The following is a 15,197-nucleotide window of genomic DNA, read 5'->3' as shown; positions in this document are numbered from 1 at the left end:
GGCGGGCGGCCGGGGTGCTCAGGAATCCCGGCCGCCCGACAGCAGGTGCAGCCGCAGGGCCAGTTGCAGCTCCAGCGCACGGTCGGGCTCGTTCCAGTCGCGGCCCAGCAGCACCTGGATCCGGTCGAGGCGCTGCACCACCGTGTTCACATGGACGTGCAGCTCGTCCTTGGCCCGGATCAGGCTGCCGCCCGCGCCGAAGTACGCCCGGAGCGTCCGTACGAGATGGGTGCCGCGCCGCTCGTCGTAGCGCAGCAGCGGGCCCAGTACGGCGGTCACGAAGCCGTCCACGTCCTTCGCGTCGCCCAGGACGACGCCCAGGAAGCCGAGTTCGCCGACGTCGGCCCCTTCGCCCGTACGGCCCAGCACCCGCATGGCGCGCAGACAGCGGACGGCTTCCGCGTGGGCGGCGGCCAGTTCACGGGCTCCGGACGCCGGGCCCGTACCGGCGACGGTGACGGGTGCCTGGACGAGGTGGCCGAGCTGCGCGGCCGCCGCGCGGGCGGCGGCGCCCGCCGGTGTGCCCTCGTCGTCGCAGTCGATCAGCAGCACGACGGTGCCCGCGTGTTCGGCGCTCACCCCGTGGATCTCGCCGCCGAACAGATAGCGCATCGCCGCGCCGCCGAGTCTCTCCCGGGCCGCCGCCTCGGCGACCAGCACCAGGTGCGGCCGGTCCAGGTCGATGCCGAGCCGCCGGCCCCGCTCGGCGAGGCCGGCGGGATCACGCTCCGGGTCGGCGAGCAGATCGCTGATCAGCTCGCCGCGTATCCGGTTCTCGGTCTCGGCGACCGTGCGGCGCAGCAGCAGGAGCAGTCCGGTGACGACGGCGGCGCGTTCGAAGAGCCGCCGGTCGGAGTCGTCGAGCCGGTCGGGCCGGTGCAGCACCAGGCTGGCCAGCAGCTCCTGGCCGGCGAGCACGGCACAGATCCACCGGCCGTCGCGGTGCACGGCGCGCGCGCCGTGACGGGACTCCTCGGCGGTCCCCGCGAGCCAGCCCGCGTCCATGCTGTCGGCGGCGAACCCGGTGCCGTCGGGCCGTACGGCGGCGAGCGGGCGTCCGCCCGGGTCGTGGATGGTGAGGGGGCTGTCGAGGAGTCCGGCGACGGACACGGCGACGTCCTTCACGTCACCGCCGCGCAGCACCAGGTCGGTCAGCCGGTCGTGGGCCTCCTCGGCGCGCTGCATGGCGGCCGAGTGCGCGCGTACGGCGGCGTTGGCCCCGGCGAGCTCCTCGTTCGCCCCGGCGAGCTCCGCCAGGGCGGTCCGGGTGTCGTCCAGGGCGCGGGCGGTGTCGATGGCGATCGCGGCGTGCGCGGCGAGCGAGCAGAGCAGGGCCACCTCGTCGGGGCTGAAGACGCGGGCGGAGCGGTCGGCGGCGAAGAGCACCCCGATGACCTTTCCCGTGCCGCCCCGGCTGGAGCCGAGCAGCAGGGGGACGCCGAGGATGGCGACGAGGCCCTCGTCCAGCACACCGGCGTTGATGTTGCGGGTGTGGCGGAAGCGGTCGTCGGTGCGGTAGTCGGGCGTCGCGTACGGGCTGGCGGTCTGGGCCACGAGGCCGCCGAGCCCCTCGCCCAGTTCGAGCCGCAGCCGCTGGAACAGTACGGACACCGATCCGTCGGTCACCCGCATGTAGGTGTCCCCGGCCTCCTCGTCGGGGAGCGTGAGATAGGCGGTGTCGGTGCCGAGCAGCATCCTGGCCCGCCGCACGATCGCCTTCAGCACGTCGTCCAGGTCCCGGGAGGCCGCAAGGTCGCCCGCCGTGTCGAAGAGGGCGGTGAGCTGGAGTTCCCTGCGCCGGTGCTGGCGCAGGGCGCCCCTGATCCGCAGGGCGGTGGCGGCCGCCCGCTCCACCTCGGCCAGGTCGGCGGCGGGCACACCGGCGGCCCTCGCCTCCGAGGTGACGGCGCCCAGCTCCTCGGCGGGGGCGTCGTCGGCCAGCAGGTCGAGGAGGCGTCCCAGGAGGGGCGCGGCGGAGGGGGGCGGTTCAGACATGGGCGGTCATCGTTCTTCCGGCTTCGGGGCGGTCGGGCGTCAGTTGGCGGTCCAGCCGCCGTCCATCGTGAGGGAGCTGCCGGTGATGTGGGAGGTGCCCGGCCCGCACAGCCACAGGACGGCCCCGGCGACGTCGGCGGGCTCGATCAGCGACTTGAGGGCGCTGCGTTCCAGCAGCACCCGGCCCACGACCTCCTGCTCGGAGATGCCGTGGCTGCGGGCCTGGTCCGCGATCTGGTCCTCGACCAGGGGCGTGCGGACGTAGCCGGGGCTGACGCAGTTGCTCGTCACGCCGTGCGGCGCCGCTTCGATCGCGACCACTTTGCTGAGCCCCTCCAGTGCGTGCTTGGCCGAGACGTAGGCCGACTTGTAAGGGCTGGCGCGCAGCCCGTGCACGGACGAGATGTTGACCACGCGGCCCCAGCCGCGTTCGTACATGCCGGGGAGCGTGCGGCGCAAGATGCGGAACGGTGCTTCCACCATGACGCGGTGGATCAGCGTGAAGCGGTCCGGCGGGAACTCGTGCACGGGCGCCACGTGCTGGAGCCCCGCGTTGTTGACCACGATGTCCACATCGGCGGGCAGCCCGTCCACCGCCTCGGCGAGGGAGAGGTCGGCCACCCAGGCCGTTCCGCCGATGCGTGCCGCCAGGCTCTCGGCGGCGTCGCCCTTCTTGTCCACCACGTGCACATGGGCCCCGGCGGCGGCGAGCGCCTCGGCGCAGGCCAGTCCGATGCCGCCGGCGGCCCCGGTGACCAGGGCGGTGCGTCCCGCGAGGGCAGAGGGCGCGAGGGGGTCCTGCTGGGGGGTCAGGGAAGTCTCCATGGGCGTCACCGTATGGACGTCGCCGCCCGCGTCACACGGGGCCGGTGCACACACCCCCGTACGTCCGCATGGTGCCGGCGTACATGGTGCGGGGCGGCGGGCACGGCGCGGACGGGCGGGCCGGGGCGCGGGCGCAAGAGGAGGGCGGCACACACCGGTGCGCGGCCGGTGTCCGCCTGCCACATGGGCGGCCCCGGCCCCGGCTCATAGGTTCCGGCAGCACATCCCCACGCACGTCCGCACCACCGCGCGACCGCCACGCGAACCCCGTACGTCCGCCCGCACGTCCGACGAGGAGGCCCCACCGTGCGCCCACCGATCCTGCGACGCCTGCTCCGCCGCGTCGCCTCCGTCGCCGTACTGACCCTGCTCGCCGCGCAGCCGGTCTCCGCGACCGCCGCGCCGGCGGCCCCGGCGGCCGCCGGTCTCCAGCAGGTCACCGGCTTCGGCTCGAACCCCGGCAACCTCCAGATGTTCGCCTACACCCCCGACGGCGTCGCGGCCGGAGCGCCCCTGGTGGTCGCGCTGCACGGCTGCACCCAGTCGGCGAACGCGTACTACACCAACTCGGGCTGGACCAAGTACGCCGACCTCTGGGGCTTCGACGTCGTCTTCCCGCAGACCACCTCGGCGAACAACGCGCTGTCCTGCTTCGGCTGGTTCGACCAGGCCGAGAGCACGCGGGGCCGGGGCGAGGCCGCGTCCATCGTGCAGATGGTCGAGTACGCGAAGCAGACGTACGGCTCCGACGGGCGCCGGGTCTACGTCACCGGGCTGTCGGCGGGCGGCGGGATGACCGCCGATCTGCTGGCCGCCTACCCGGACGTCTTCGCGGGCGGGTCCGTGGCCTCCGGGCTGCCCGCGCAGTGCGCCACCAGCCAGGCCGGTGCCTCGGCCTGCCAGACGGGCCCGCAGAAGCTGTCGCCCGCCCAGTGGGGCGACAAGGTCCGCGCCTCCCACCCGGGCTGGACCGGCCCGTGGCCCCGGGTCGCGATCTGGCAGGGCACCTCCGACTACACGGTCTACCCGGCCAACGCGACGGCGCTGCGCGACCAGTGGACCGACGTCTGGGGCATCGGCCAGACCCCGTCCAGGACCGAGAGCCTGCCCGGCAGCACCACCCGGAGCGTCTACGACGACGCGTCCGGGCAGCCCGCGGTGGAGACCTTCTCGGTGTCCGGCATGGGGCACGGCCTGCCGGTGAGCCCGGGGTCCGGCGCCGAGCAGTGCGGGTCGACGGCCGCGTACTTCCTGAACACCATCTGCTCGGCGTACCACACGGGCGTGTTCTGGGGGCTGGACAAGGAGACGCCCGGGGGTGGGGGCGGGCTGCCCGCCCCGGCCGGCCTGAAGGTCACCGGGGTCACGGACAGCAGCGCCTCACTGGCCTGGAACGCGGTGTCGGGCGCCGCGTCCTACACCGTGTACCGCGACGGCGCGAAGGTCACCACGACCGCCTCGACGTCCTTCACGGACACCGGGCTGGCCTCCGGCACCTCCTACCGCTACACCGTGACCGCGGCCGACCCCTCGGGGACCGCCGGGGCGGGCTCCCCGGCCGTCACCGCGACGACCTCGGGCGGTGCGGCCCCGGCCCGGTGCTTCACCGCGACGAACTATGCGCATGTGGCGGCCGGCCGGGCGCACGCCTCGGGCGGCCACGCCTACGCGAACGGTTCGGAGCAGGACATGGGGCTGTGCAACGTGTTCGTCACCCACACGCTCCGGGAGTCACCGGCGGGCCACTTCGTGATCGCCGACTCGGGCTGTCAGGCCGGGTCCGCGTAGCCCGCCCTGACCTTCCCCGGCAGCCGGCAGCCGTCCTCGACCGCGGTGAGGGAGACGGTCCGGGCGGTGTCGGCGCCGGCGCGGTACCGGGCGTACAGCTTCCAGCCCCGCTTGGCGAGGGTGCGGTAGGTGACGTCGCGTTCGGCATGGCTGGAGATGATCTCCCAGTCGTGCTGCCGCAACCGCATCACCGTCGCCTCGAACGCGTCGGCGGCATCGGCCGCCGGCGCGTAGCCCGTCCACGGGGCGACGCACGCCTGCCAGTCGCCCTTCGGCAGCGCGGCGGTGGAGGTGTCGCCCGGCGGGAGGCCCCCGGCCCGGGCGAAGCCGGCTATCTCGTCGGCGACCGTGGCCGTGGTGAACGGCGGGACGACCTCCCGGGAGGGGGCCGGGGCGCTCCCGCTGTCGCCGACGAGGCCGCAGCCCGTCGTCACCGTCATGAATCCGGCCGCCACGGCGGCGGCCGCCGTGCCTCTTCCCGTTCCGCGCACTGAATGCTTCCCACCCGGTCGTCGCACCCGCACGGGCCCGCGCCCGTGTGACCCCCGCCGGAGTTTCGCACGGGCTCTGACCTGCTGGGAAGGCCCCTCGTCGAGGGGGTGCGGCTGTCCGCCCGGAGGGGGCCGGGAGCGCCCCGGTAGAGTGAACGGGTCGTCATCATGCCCGTACAGGGGGAAGCCGGTACGAATCCGGCGCCGACCCGACCCCTACGCGCTCGGCTCCGCTCGAGCAGGGGAAACCCCATTCGAGAGGCCCAGCCCGCCATGTCCGTACGCCGCCGCGCGGCAGCGCTCGCGATCACCGCCGTGCTCTGTGGAACGGCCGCCCCGGTGGCGGTCGCCGCGCCGAGTCCGACCCCGTCCCCCTCCACACCGGATCTTCCGGCGGGGCTGTACGGCACCAAGGACCCGACGTACGACGGGGTGTGGCGCCAGTCGCTGGCCTTCCTCGCCCAGAAGATCGAGCTGGTCACGCCCGCCACGAAGTCGGTGGACTGGCTCGTCGGCCAGCAGTGCGACAGCGGGGCCTTCGCCTCCTACCGCGACGCCTCCAAGCCCTGCGACGACAAGACGGTCGCGGACACCAACGCCACGGCGGCGGCGGTCCAGGCCATGGTCGAGCTGGCCGTGCACCGTGAGGTCGTGGACAACGGGGTCACCTGGCTGAAGTCCGTCCAGAACGAGGACGGCGGCTGGGGCTACAACGCGGGCAGCCCGAGCGACGCCAACTCCACCGCGGTCGTGACCGGGGCGCTGGCACGGGCGGGTGTGCCGCTCGCCGACGTCACCACGGCGGACGGGAAGACGCCGTACACGGCTCTCCAGACGTTCGCGCTGCCGTGCGGCGGCGAGGGCGGCGGGGCGTTCGCGTACCAGCCGGACAAGGACGGGAAGCTCACCGCCAACGCGGACGCCACGGCGGCCGCCGTCATCGGCGCGATGGGCAAGGGCATGGCCGCGGGCAACTCCAACGCGGTGAAGGCCCCCGTCTGCACCAAGGGCACCGGCCTCACCGCCGAGCAGTCCGCGCAGAACGGCGCGTCCTACCTGGCGAAGGCGCTCGCCGGGTCGGGGCACCTGGATCTGCCGCCGATGCCGGGCGCCGAGGAGTCGGAGCCGCAGCCGGACTTCGGGAACACGGCGGACGCGGTCGTGGCGCTCGCGGCCTCCGGCCACAAGGACAAGGCGGCCAAGGCCGTCACCTATCTGGAGAAGCACGCCCAGGGCTGGGCGAAGGACGGCGGCCCCGCCGCCACCGCCCAGCTGGTCCTCGCCGTCCACGCGACCGGCGGCAACGCCCGTGACTTCGGCGGCGTGGACCTCGTCCGGCAGCTCAACGCGACGGGCCCGGCGCCCGCCGCCACCGCCGTGCCCTCGCCGACCGCGACGACACCGTCGAAGCCCGCGGACACGAGCAGCGACGACGAGGGGCTCGGCCTCTGGTGGATCATCGGCATCGGACTCGCCTTCGGCGCGGGCATCGGCTTCCTGCTGAGCGGACGCCGGAAGAACCAGCAGCTGTGAGCCGCCCGCTGCGGACCGCGGCGGTGCTCCTCCTGGTCGGTGCCGTCCTGGCCGTGCTGGGCGCGGGGAGCGCGCAGGCGGCCGGTTACCGCTACTGGTCGTTCTGGGAGGGCGACGGCGGGAAGAACTGGACGTACGCCACCCAGGGGCCCTCCCTGGTCCGGCCCGACGACGGCGCGGTGCAGGGGTTCCGCTTCTCGGTGAGCGCCGACTCCCAGGACTCGGCGCGGCCGCGCCGCGCCCCCGGCTTCGGGGCCGTCTGCGCGGGCACGCCCGCCAAGGACGGCCTGAAGCGGGTCGCGCTGGTCATCGACCCGGGCACGGCCGAGGACGCCCCGGACGGCGAGAAGCCGCCCGCGCCGCGCACCGCCTGCGCGCAGGTGGCCCCGGACGCGAGCACGGCGGAGGCCCTGGCCGCGGTGGCGAAGCCGCTGCGCTACGACAGCTCCGCGATGCTCTGCGCCATATCCGGCTATCCCCGGTCGGGATGCGGTGAGCAGGTCGACGGCGGGTCCGGTGCGACGGACCCCGGCGACACGGCAACGGCGTCCGCCACCGGCGACGACGCGGCCTCCGCCGGCTCCGACGGCGGCGGCCCCTCGGTGGGGGTGCTCACCGGTGTCGGAGCGGTGCTCGTCCTGGGCGCGGGCGCCGTGGTGCGGGCTCGCCGCCGCCGATGACCCGCTCCACCGGCACGGCCCGGCTCCACCCTGCCCTGCGCGCCCCCGATGCCACCCGCGCCAACGCCCTGCCGGCCGGAGCCTGGTGGCTGTGGGCCCTCGGGCTCGCGACCGCCGCGTCCCGTACGACCAACCCGCTGCTGCTGGGGCTGCTGGTGGGCGTCGCCGGATACGTGGTGGCCGCGCGCCGCACGGACGCGCCGTGGGCCCGTTCGTACGGGGCGTTCATCAAGCTCGGGCTGTTCGTCGTCGCCGTACGGCTGGTGTTCTCCGTCCTCCTCGGCTCCCCGGTCCCCGGTACGCACGCCCTGTTCACGCTGCCCGAGGTGCCGATGCCCGACTGGGCGCAGGGCGTCAGGATCGGCGGCCGGGTCACGGGGGAACAGCTGGTCTTCGCCCTGTACGACGGCGCGAAGCTGGCCACCCTGCTGATCTGCGTGGGCGCCGCGAACTCGCTGGCCAACCCGGCCCGGCTGCTGAAGTCTCTGCCGGGCGCCCTGTACGAGGTGGGGGTGGCCGTCGTCGTCGCCATGACCTTCGCGCCGAACATGGTCGCGGACGTGGCGCGGCTGCGCACCGCCCGCCGGCTGCGCGGCCGCCCGACCGGCGGCATCGGCGCGGTGCTCCAGATCGGGCTGCCGGTCCTGGAGGGCGCGCTGGAACGGTCGGTGGCCGTCGCGGCGTCGATGGACGCGCGGGGGTACGGGCGCACCGCCCAGGTCCCGCCCGCCGTCCGCCGCACCACTCATGTGCTGACGCTCGGCGGGCTGCTGGGGGTGTGCGCGGGGACGTACGGGCTGCTGGCCGCGCAGGGTGCGGTGCACGGGCTGCCGCTGCTGCTGGCCGGGCTGCTCGCCGCACTGGCGGGGCTCAGGCTCGGCGGCCGCCGCTCGGTGCGCACCCGCTACCGGCCGGACCGCTGGGGCGTGCGCGCCTGGCTCGTCGCGGGCTCGGGCGCGGCCGTCGCTGCGGCGATGATCTGGGCGGGGGCCGCCGCCCCTGAGGCCCTGCGCCCGGGTGTCGTCCCGCTCGTCGCCCCCGTACTCCCGCTGTGGCCCGCCGCCGCCGTGCTGGTCGGCCTGCTGCCCGCCGTGGTGGCGCCCCTCCCCGCCGGCGTGACACCGCCCGCCGTGGCGGCACCCCCCGCCTCGGCGGCATCCCCCGTCTCCCCCTCGGACTCCAAGGAGCACTCATGATCCGGTTCGAGAACGTCTCGGTGCGGTACGAGGGCGCGGAACGCCCCACCCTGGCCGGGGTCGACCTCACGGTCCCCGAGGGCGAACTGGTCCTGGTCGTCGGCCCGTCCGGTGTCGGCAAGTCGACACTGCTGGGTGCCGTGTCCGGTCTCGTACCGCACTTCACCGGCGGGACGCTGACCGGCCGGGTCACCGTCGGGGGCCGCGACACCCGCACCCACAAGCCGCGCGAACTCGCCGACCTGGTCGGCACCGTCGGCCAGGACCCGCTCGCCCACTTCGTGACGGACACCGTCGAGGACGAGCTGGCGTACGGCATGGAGTCGCTCGGCCTCGCCCCGGACGTGATGCGGCGCCGCGTCGAGGAGACGCTGGACCTGCTGGGACTGGCGGAGCTGCGCGACCGGCCGATCGCCACGCTCTCCGGGGGCCAGCGGCAGCGGGTCGCGATCGGCTCGGTCCTCACCCCGCACCCCAGGGTCCTGGTCCTCGACGAGCCGACGTCCGCCCTGGACCCGGCCGCCGCCGAGGACGTCCTCGCGGTCCTCCAGCGGCTGGTGCACGACCTGGGCACCACGGTGCTGATGGCCGAACACCGCCTGGAGCGCGTCGTGCAGTACGCCGACCAGGTCCTCCTGCTGCCGGAGCCCGGTGCCGCCCCGGTGATGGGCGCACCCGCCGACATCATGGCCCTCTCCCCCGTACGGCCGCCCGTGGTCGCCCTGGGCCGGCTCGTGGGCTGGGATCCGCTGCCGCTGTCCGTGCGTGACGCCCGGCGCCGTGCGGTGGACCTGCGCGAGCGGCTGGCCGACGTCGAGCCTCCGGCGCGCGAGGCCCCGGCCGATGCCGTGGTGGCCCCGCTGCCCGCTCCGGCCGGCGCCCGCCCGGGCCGGCTGGCCCGGCTGTTCGGCCGCCGCCCCGGCCCCGGCCCCGTGCGGCCCCCGGCCCAGGGGCCCGTCGTCCGCGTCGAGGGGCTCGGGGTGCGGCACGGGCGGGTCCAGGCGCTGCGCGGGGTGACGCTGTCCGTCGCACCGGGCGAGACCGTGGCCCTGATGGGCCGTAACGGCGCGGGGAAGTCGACCCTGCTGACCACCCTCGTCGGGATGACCGAGCCGGCCACCGGGTCCGTCCTCGTCGACGGCCGGGAGCCGTCCCGTACACCGCCGCGCGACATGGTGCGCCGGGTCGGGCTCGTCCCCCAGGAACCGCGCGACCTGCTGTACGCGGACACGGTCGCCGCCGAGTGCGCGGCAGCCGACTCCGACGCGGGCGCACCCGCCGGCAGCTGCCGGGCGCTGGTCTCCGAACTGCTGCCCGGGGTGGCGGACGACATCCACCCCCGTGACCTCTCCGAGGGGCAGCGGCTGGCGCTGGCCCTCGCCCTGGTCCTCACCGCCCGGCCCCCGCTGCTCCTCCTGGACGAGCCGACGCGCGGCCTGGACTACGCGGCGAAGGCGCGGCTCGTCGGCGTGCTGCGCCGGCTGGCCGCCCGGGGCCACGCCATCATCCTGGCCACGCACGACGTGGAGCTGGCGGCCGAGCTGGCGCACCGGGTGGTGATCCTCGCCGACGGTGAGGCCGTCGCCGACGGACCGACCCGCCAGGTCGTGGTCTCCTCCCCCGCCTTCGCCCCGCAGACCGCGAAGATCCTGGCACCCCGGGAGTGGCTGACGGTCTCGCAGGTACGCACGGCGCTGGAGGGCCCGGCATGACGGCCCGGTCCGCCCGCCCGGTCCGGCTCGGCCCGCACGCCGTCGCCGCGCTCGTCCTGATCAGCGCGGTCGGACTGGTCGCCTTCGGCTGGCCCCTGCTGGCGGGCGCGGACTCCGGTCTCGCCCACGCGCAGGACGCCCCCTGGCTCTTCGCCGTCCTGCTGGTGCTGCTGGTCGGGGTGGTCCTCGCGACGATCGCCGACTCCGGCCTGGACGCGAAGGCCGTCGCGATGCTGGGCGTCCTCGCCGCGGTCGGTGCGGCGCTGCGCCCGCTGGGCGCGGGGACGGCCGGCCTGGAGCCGATGTTCTTCCTGATGGTGCTGAGCGGCCGGGTGCTGGGGCCCGGCTTCGGATTCGTCCTCGGCTCGGTCACCATGTTCGCTTCGGCGCTGCTCACGGGCGGGGTCGGTCCGTGGATGCCGTTCCAGATGCTGTCGATGGGCTGGTTCACCATGGGCGCCGGCCTGCTGCCGGGACCCGACCGGCTGCGCGGCCGGGGCGAGCTGCTGATGCTGGCGGCGTACGGCTTCGTGGCGGCGTTCGCGTACGGCACGGTGATGAATCTGTACGGCTGGACGATCGTGCCGGGCCTCGGCACGGGCATCTCCTTCGTCGCCGGCGACCCGCTCCACGAGAACCTGGTCCGCTTCCTCGCCTACTGCGCCGCCACCTCGCTGGGCTGGGACCTGGGCCGCGCCGTCCTCACCGTGGCCCTCACCGTCACGATCGGCCCGACCCTGCTGAGGGCCCTGCGCCGGGCCACCCGCCGCGCCGCGTTCGACGCGCGGCCCGGCTTCGACACGCTCCCGGACTGATCAGTCGGCCCATGCGTGCTGCGCGGCGAGCCTGACGGGGGCGTTCCTGGCGCCGTACCCGTCGTATCCGCCGTCGCGCTCCACGAGCTCGAAGAAGACGCGGCCGGTCGTCACGGTGTAGCAGTGCCGGAACTCCCCCTTCTCGTCCCGGTCGTAGAGGATGCCCAGTTCGCGGTAGGTCTCCAGCTCGCCCGGGGCGAACTCGTAGCGCGCGAGCAGGTCGTCGTAGTAGTTGGCGGGCACGGGCAGCATCCGGGCGCCCGCCCCGAGGGCGCGGCGGACGGTGGAGACGAGGTCGTCGGTGGCCAGGGCCACGTGCTGGGGGCGTCCTCCACGGGCCGGGTCCTGGGCGGGGGACGCCCCCACGCCCAGGGCGATGCGCACCGTGCCGTCCTCGTTGCTGACGGCGCGGCTGCGGAGCAGGCCGTACGGGTCGGCGAGGTCGACACTCGCGTGCGGCTGGAGACCGAGCACGCCGCGGTGGTAGAGCGTCGCCTCGTCGAAGTGGTGCCAGGGCTGGGTCAGCGCGACATGGTCGACGCGGGTGATCCCGACGGGGGCGGGGGTGTGCGGGGCCGGCGCGAAGTCACCGGTCCAGCCGGTGCGCGCGGGGCCCTCCTCCGTGTCCCCGGGGCGATCGGTGACGCAGAAGAAGAACTCGGTGCCGTCGGGTGCGGCCACCGCGTCCAGGGAGGCGTCACCGGGGGCGCGGCGCCGGGGCAGGACGGGGGCGAGCAGTGACTCGGCCCGCGCGGAGGCTCCCGCCGGGTCGGGGCTCTCCAGGCCCACCGCGGTGAGGGAGGGCTCCGGACGGTGGCTGCCGGTGCCGGTGTTGAGCAGGATGCGCGCCTCGCCCTGTTCCCAGAGGTCCACCGGCTTCCCGGAGTGCCTGGCCGTACGGGAGAAGCCCAGCGCGGTCAGCAGCGGCGCGATCCTGGCGGTGTCGGCCGTGGCGATCTCGACGAAGGCGAACCCGGTGGGGACGACCGGCACCGGAGGCGCGGTCAGCCCCGCCGACTCCTGGAGCAGCGTCAGCGAACGGAGGGCGTCCACCGCGGTACGGCCCGCGTCCGCCTGGCGGAAGACGTCGTTGAACACCTCCAGGGAGAGGGGCCCGTCGTACCCGGCGCGGACGGCGGCCCGCACGAGGCCGGTGACGTCGAGATCGCCCTGGCCCGGGAAGCAGCGGTGGTGGCGGCTCCACTGCAGCACGTCGAGGGACATCTGCGGAGCGTCGGCGAGCTGCAGGAAGAAGATCTTGTCGCCGGGGACGGCCTCGATCCCCGCGACGTCGGAGCCCCGGGCCAGGATGTGGAAGCTGTCCAGGCAGACCCCGAGGGCCGGGTGGTCCGCGGCCTCGACGATGCGCCAGGCGTGCTCGTAGGTACTGACATGACGACCCCACGCCAGCGCCTCGTACGCGACGCGGATACCGGACTCCTGCGCGACGTCGGCCAGCCGGCGCAGCTGTTCGGCGGCGAGTGCGTCGTCGTCGACGGCGTACGGCGACACGCTGGAGCAGACCAGGACGGTGTCGGCGCCCAGCCGCCGCATCAGGCGGAACTTGTGCTCGGCGCGCCGCAGGTTGCGGACGAACTCGTCGGCGGGGACGGCCTCGATGTCGCGCATCGGCTGGAAGAGGTCGATCGTCAGACCGAGGTCGGCCACCCGTTCCCTGATCTCCTCGGGGCTCAGTGGGCTCCCGATCAGGTCGTTCTCGAAGATCTCGACACCGTCGAAGCCGGCGCGCGCCGCCGCGGTGAGCTTCTCGGTGAGCGTGCCGCTGAGCGAGACGGTGGCGATGGACGTACGCATGGCGGTCCTCCTGCGGGCTTCGGTGCTTCCGTGCGGTGTCAGTGCGTGGACGTGAGGTCCGCGATGTCCGCGAGCATGCGGGCGGTGTCGGGTTCGCGGCCGGTGAAGAGCCGGAAGGCGTCGGCGGCCTGGTAGACGGCCATGCCCCCGCCGTCGAGGGTGGGGCAGCCGAGGTCCCGGGCGGTGCGGACGAGCGTGGTCTCCAGCGGCCGGTAGACCACCTCGGCGACCCACAGGCCGGGGTGCAGCAGCTCCGCGGGGAGCGGGAGTCCGGGGTGGGCGGCCATCCCGATGGGTGTGGCGTTGACCAGGCCGTCGGCTCCGGCCGTCCGTGCCGCGACGTCCAGGAGGTCGGCCGCCGCCGCCCGGCCGGGGCCGAAGTGGTGGTTCAGGGAGGCCGCGAGCGCCGCGGCACGGTCGGGCACGGCGTCCAGCACGGTGAGCCGGCCGGCGCCGAGGGCGAGCAGGGCGTGGGCGACGGCGGCTCCGGCCCCGCCCGCTCCGAGCTGCACGACCTGCTCCAGCGGTGCGTCGGGCAGACCGCGTGCGAAGGAGGCGGCGAAGCCGGTCGCGTCGGTGTTGTGGCCGATCGCGAGCTGACCGTCGAAGACCACGGTGTTGACCGCGCCGAGCGCCTCGGCCTGCGGCGAGAGCGCGTCGAGGTGGGCGAGCACCTGCTGCTTGCAGGGATGGGTGACGTTGAGGCCGTCGTAGCCCATGTCGCGTGCGCGGCGGACGAGTTCACCGGTCCTCTCCGGCGGTACGCCGAGCGTGCCGATGTCGATCAGGCGGTAGAGGTAGCGCAGGCCCTGCCGGTCCGCCTCGCGTTCGTGGAGCGCGGGGCTGAGCGAGGGGCCGATACCGGAGCCGATGAGGCCGACGAGGTACGACTCCGGGCTCACCGGTCGTCCTCCAGGAGCCGGGCGAGGTGGGTGAGCGCCAGGGCGTATCCGTGGGCGCCCGCCCCGCAGATGATGGTGTCGGCGACGGCCGAGACGTAGCTGTGGTGGCGGAAGGCCTCCCGCCGGTGGATGTTCGAGAGGTGGACCTCCACGACGGGCAGCTCCACGGCGGCGAGCGCGTCCCGCACGGCGACCGAGGTGTGGCTGTACCCGGCGGGGTTGATCACGATCCCCCGGTGCGCGGTGCGGGCTTCATGGACGGCGTCGATGAGCACGCCCTCGTGGTTGCTCTGCCGGCAGTCGGCGCGCAGCCCGAGGGCCGCCGCCGTGGTCCGGCACAGCTCGTCGATCCCGGCCAGGGTGTCCTTCCCGTACACCTCCGGTTCGCGGAGGCCGAGCAGGTCGAGATTGGGACCGTTCAGCACGAGGACCGGGATGTCGGGGGGCGGGGCCGGGGCGTTGGGCATCGTTCACTTCCCGTGGGCACATCGACTTAATGTACGGACTGGTTAGTTAGTCATATCGGAAGAAGGCCGCCCGGGGAAGCCCCCGGGCCGCATCGGCCGCCCCGTACGCCCGCTCTAGAATCGCGAGCACGCACCGCCTGCCGCGAAGGATCCGGATGACAAGCACCGAAGGACCCGCCCAGCCCGCAGCGCGGACCCGTGACGCGGCGCGCACCAAGGACGAGATCCTCACCGTGGCGACGCGGGAGTTCGCCCGCATCGGTTACGCGGGTGCCCGGGTCGACGAGATCGCCGCCCGCACCCGCACCACGAAGCGGATGATCTACTACTACTTCGGCGGCAAGGAGCAGTTGTTCACCGCGGTCCTGGAGCGGGCGTACACCAGGATCCGGGAGGCGGAACAGCTGCTGGACGTCGAGCACCTCGACCCCGTGGCAGCGGTGCGACGGCTGGCCGAGGTGACGTTCGACCACCACGAGGACCACCCGGACTTCATCCGCCTGGTCAGCATCGAGAACATCCACGAGGCCGAACACATCGCGGCCTCCGCCGAGTTGAGCCGTATCGGCTCCCCGGCGATCGAGGTCCTGCGGCGCATCCTCGACACGGGACGCGCGTCGGGGCTGTTCACCGCGGACGTGGACGCCGTGGATCTGCACGCGATGATCAGCTCGTTCTGCTTCTTCCGCATCGCGAACAGGCACACCTTCGGCGCGCTCTTCGGCCGCGACCTGGTGGACAGCGGGCGGCGCGAGCACTACCGGACCATGCTGGGCGACATGATCATCGCGTATCTCACGGCCGACCGGGCGGAGTAGGGCCGCCGCCGGCCCTCGGCGGTCGGGGCCGGATCCTGCGCGAACCCTTGACAGGGGCGTCAACTGCTCGCAGCATCCCTAGCCATCCGCAACTAACTACCTAGTGCGTTAATTAGCCGGGGCCCGCTCGTTCCTCCCCGATGGAACCTCCCCGCACGGA

General features: G+C 74.4%; 13 protein-coding genes. 7 read left to right on the top strand and 6 right to left on the bottom strand.

Annotation, left to right across the window (positions count from 1 at the left end; all coding sequences use genetic code 11):
• Positions 1-18 precede the first annotated feature (18 nt).
• Both ACZ607_RS02310 and ACZ607_RS02305 read right to left on the bottom strand, forming a co-directional pair.
• A complete protein-coding gene (locus ACZ607_RS02310) occupies positions 19-1,995 on the bottom strand; it encodes a helix-turn-helix domain-containing protein (RefSeq protein ID WP_469730874.1) in 1,977 nt (658 codons plus the stop codon).
• Between the two features lie 39 nt (positions 1,996-2,034).
• The gene (locus tag ACZ607_RS02305) at positions 2,035-2,820 is read right to left on the bottom strand and encodes a 3-hydroxybutyrate dehydrogenase (protein ID WP_469730873.1); all 786 of its coding nucleotides are present in this window, start codon (positions 2,818-2,820) and stop codon (positions 2,035-2,037) included.
• 306 nt (positions 2,821-3,126) lie between these two features.
• Between ACZ607_RS02305 and ACZ607_RS02300 the strand changes: the two genes are divergently transcribed.
• Complete coding sequence (locus ACZ607_RS02300; protein WP_469730872.1) at positions 3,127-4,608, top strand: extracellular catalytic domain type 1 short-chain-length polyhydroxyalkanoate depolymerase; 1,482 nt, start codon at positions 3,127-3,129, stop codon at positions 4,606-4,608.
• Here the strand turns inward: ACZ607_RS02300 and ACZ607_RS02295 are convergent.
• Positions 4,590-5,048, bottom strand: coding sequence for a hypothetical protein (locus ACZ607_RS02295; protein ID WP_469730870.1), 459 nt, complete (start codon positions 5,046-5,048; stop codon positions 4,590-4,592). The two genes, ACZ607_RS02300 and ACZ607_RS02295, sit on opposite strands and share 19 nt — an antisense overlap.
• Positions 5,049-5,372: 324 nt before the next feature.
• On the opposite strand from ACZ607_RS02295, the gene ACZ607_RS02290 reads away from it, so the two are divergent.
• The 5 genes from ACZ607_RS02290 to ACZ607_RS02270 are packed head-to-tail and all read left to right on the top strand — an operon-like array spanning position 5,373 to position 11,035.
• Positions 5,373-6,632 (top strand): prenyltransferase/squalene oxidase repeat-containing protein, encoded by a 1,260-nt coding sequence (locus ACZ607_RS02290; RefSeq protein ID WP_469730868.1) that lies wholly within the window; start codon positions 5,373-5,375, stop codon positions 6,630-6,632.
• Positions 6,629-7,312 (top strand): SCO2322 family protein, encoded by a 684-nt coding sequence (locus ACZ607_RS02285; protein ID WP_469730865.1) that lies wholly within the window; start codon positions 6,629-6,631, stop codon positions 7,310-7,312. The genes ACZ607_RS02290 and ACZ607_RS02285 overlap by 4 nt, the downstream gene beginning before the upstream one ends.
• Positions 7,309-8,508, top strand: coding sequence for an energy-coupling factor transporter transmembrane protein EcfT (locus ACZ607_RS02280; protein ID WP_469730863.1), 1,200 nt, complete (start codon positions 7,309-7,311; stop codon positions 8,506-8,508). The genes ACZ607_RS02285 and ACZ607_RS02280 overlap by 4 nt, the downstream gene beginning before the upstream one ends.
• Positions 8,505-10,220 (top strand): ABC transporter ATP-binding protein, encoded by a 1,716-nt coding sequence (locus tag ACZ607_RS02275; protein WP_469730861.1) that lies wholly within the window; start codon positions 8,505-8,507, stop codon positions 10,218-10,220. The genes ACZ607_RS02280 and ACZ607_RS02275 overlap by 4 nt, the downstream gene beginning before the upstream one ends.
• Positions 10,217-11,035 (top strand): ECF transporter S component, encoded by an 819-nt coding sequence (locus ACZ607_RS02270; protein WP_469730860.1) that lies wholly within the window; start codon positions 10,217-10,219, stop codon positions 11,033-11,035. The genes ACZ607_RS02275 and ACZ607_RS02270 overlap by 4 nt, the downstream gene beginning before the upstream one ends.
• Here the strand turns inward: ACZ607_RS02270 and ACZ607_RS02265 are convergent, their stop codons facing one another.
• Genes ACZ607_RS02265 through aroQ form a run of 3 tightly spaced genes read right to left on the bottom strand, consistent with a single transcriptional unit; the run spans position 11,036 to position 14,219 of the window.
• A complete protein-coding gene (locus ACZ607_RS02265) occupies positions 11,036-12,850 on the bottom strand; it encodes a bifunctional sugar phosphate isomerase/epimerase/4-hydroxyphenylpyruvate dioxygenase family protein (protein WP_469730858.1) in 1,815 nt (604 codons plus the stop codon).
• 38 nt (positions 12,851-12,888) lie between these two features.
• Positions 12,889-13,752, bottom strand: coding sequence for a shikimate dehydrogenase (locus tag ACZ607_RS02260; protein WP_469730856.1), 864 nt, complete (start codon positions 13,750-13,752; stop codon positions 12,889-12,891).
• Positions 13,749-14,219 carry a type II 3-dehydroquinate dehydratase gene (gene aroQ / locus ACZ607_RS02255; protein ID WP_469730854.1) on the bottom strand — a complete coding sequence of 157 codons (471 nt, stop codon included), beginning with the start codon at positions 14,217-14,219 and terminating at the stop codon, positions 13,749-13,751. Before aroQ ends, ACZ607_RS02260 begins: the two co-directional genes overlap by 4 nt.
• Before the next feature lie 155 nt (positions 14,220-14,374).
• Between aroQ and ACZ607_RS02250 the strand changes: the two genes are divergently transcribed.
• Positions 14,375-15,037: a TetR/AcrR family transcriptional regulator gene (locus tag ACZ607_RS02250; RefSeq protein WP_469730852.1), complete on the top strand. Its 663-nt coding sequence runs from the start codon at positions 14,375-14,377 to the stop codon at positions 15,035-15,037.
• The last annotated feature ends 160 nt before the right edge of the window (positions 15,038-15,197 follow it).

Source organism: Streptomyces sp. NPDC104381, from assembly GCF_055583745.1.
This window is presented reverse-complemented; position numbering and strand designations above follow the sequence as displayed.

Excerpts from the sequence above, each read along its gene's own strand:
- ACZ607_RS02310 (WP_469730874.1), bottom strand. The coding sequence starts at position 1,995 with ATGTCTGAACCGCCCCCCTCCGCCGCGCCCCTCCTGGGACGCCTCCTC.
- aroQ (WP_469730854.1), bottom strand. The coding sequence starts at position 14,219 with ATGCCCAACGCCCCGGCCCCGCCCCCCGACATCCCGGTCCTCGTGCTG.
- ACZ607_RS02250 (WP_469730852.1), top strand. The coding sequence starts at position 14,375 with ATGACAAGCACCGAAGGACCCGCCCAGCCCGCAGCGCGGACCCGTGAC.
- ACZ607_RS02305 (WP_469730873.1), bottom strand. The coding sequence starts at position 2,820 with ATGGAGACTTCCCTGACCCCCCAGCAGGACCCCCTCGCGCCCTCTGCC.
- ACZ607_RS02265 (WP_469730858.1), bottom strand. The coding sequence starts at position 12,850 with ATGCGTACGTCCATCGCCACCGTCTCGCTCAGCGGCACGCTCACCGAG.
- ACZ607_RS02280 (WP_469730863.1), top strand. The coding sequence starts at position 7,309 with ATGACCCGCTCCACCGGCACGGCCCGGCTCCACCCTGCCCTGCGCGCC.
- ACZ607_RS02295 (WP_469730870.1), bottom strand. The coding sequence starts at position 5,048 with ATGACGGTGACGACGGGCTGCGGCCTCGTCGGCGACAGCGGGAGCGCC.
- ACZ607_RS02290 (WP_469730868.1), top strand. The coding sequence starts at position 5,373 with ATGTCCGTACGCCGCCGCGCGGCAGCGCTCGCGATCACCGCCGTGCTC.
- ACZ607_RS02270 (WP_469730860.1), top strand. The coding sequence starts at position 10,217 with ATGACGGCCCGGTCCGCCCGCCCGGTCCGGCTCGGCCCGCACGCCGTC.
- ACZ607_RS02275 (WP_469730861.1), top strand. The coding sequence starts at position 8,505 with ATGATCCGGTTCGAGAACGTCTCGGTGCGGTACGAGGGCGCGGAACGC.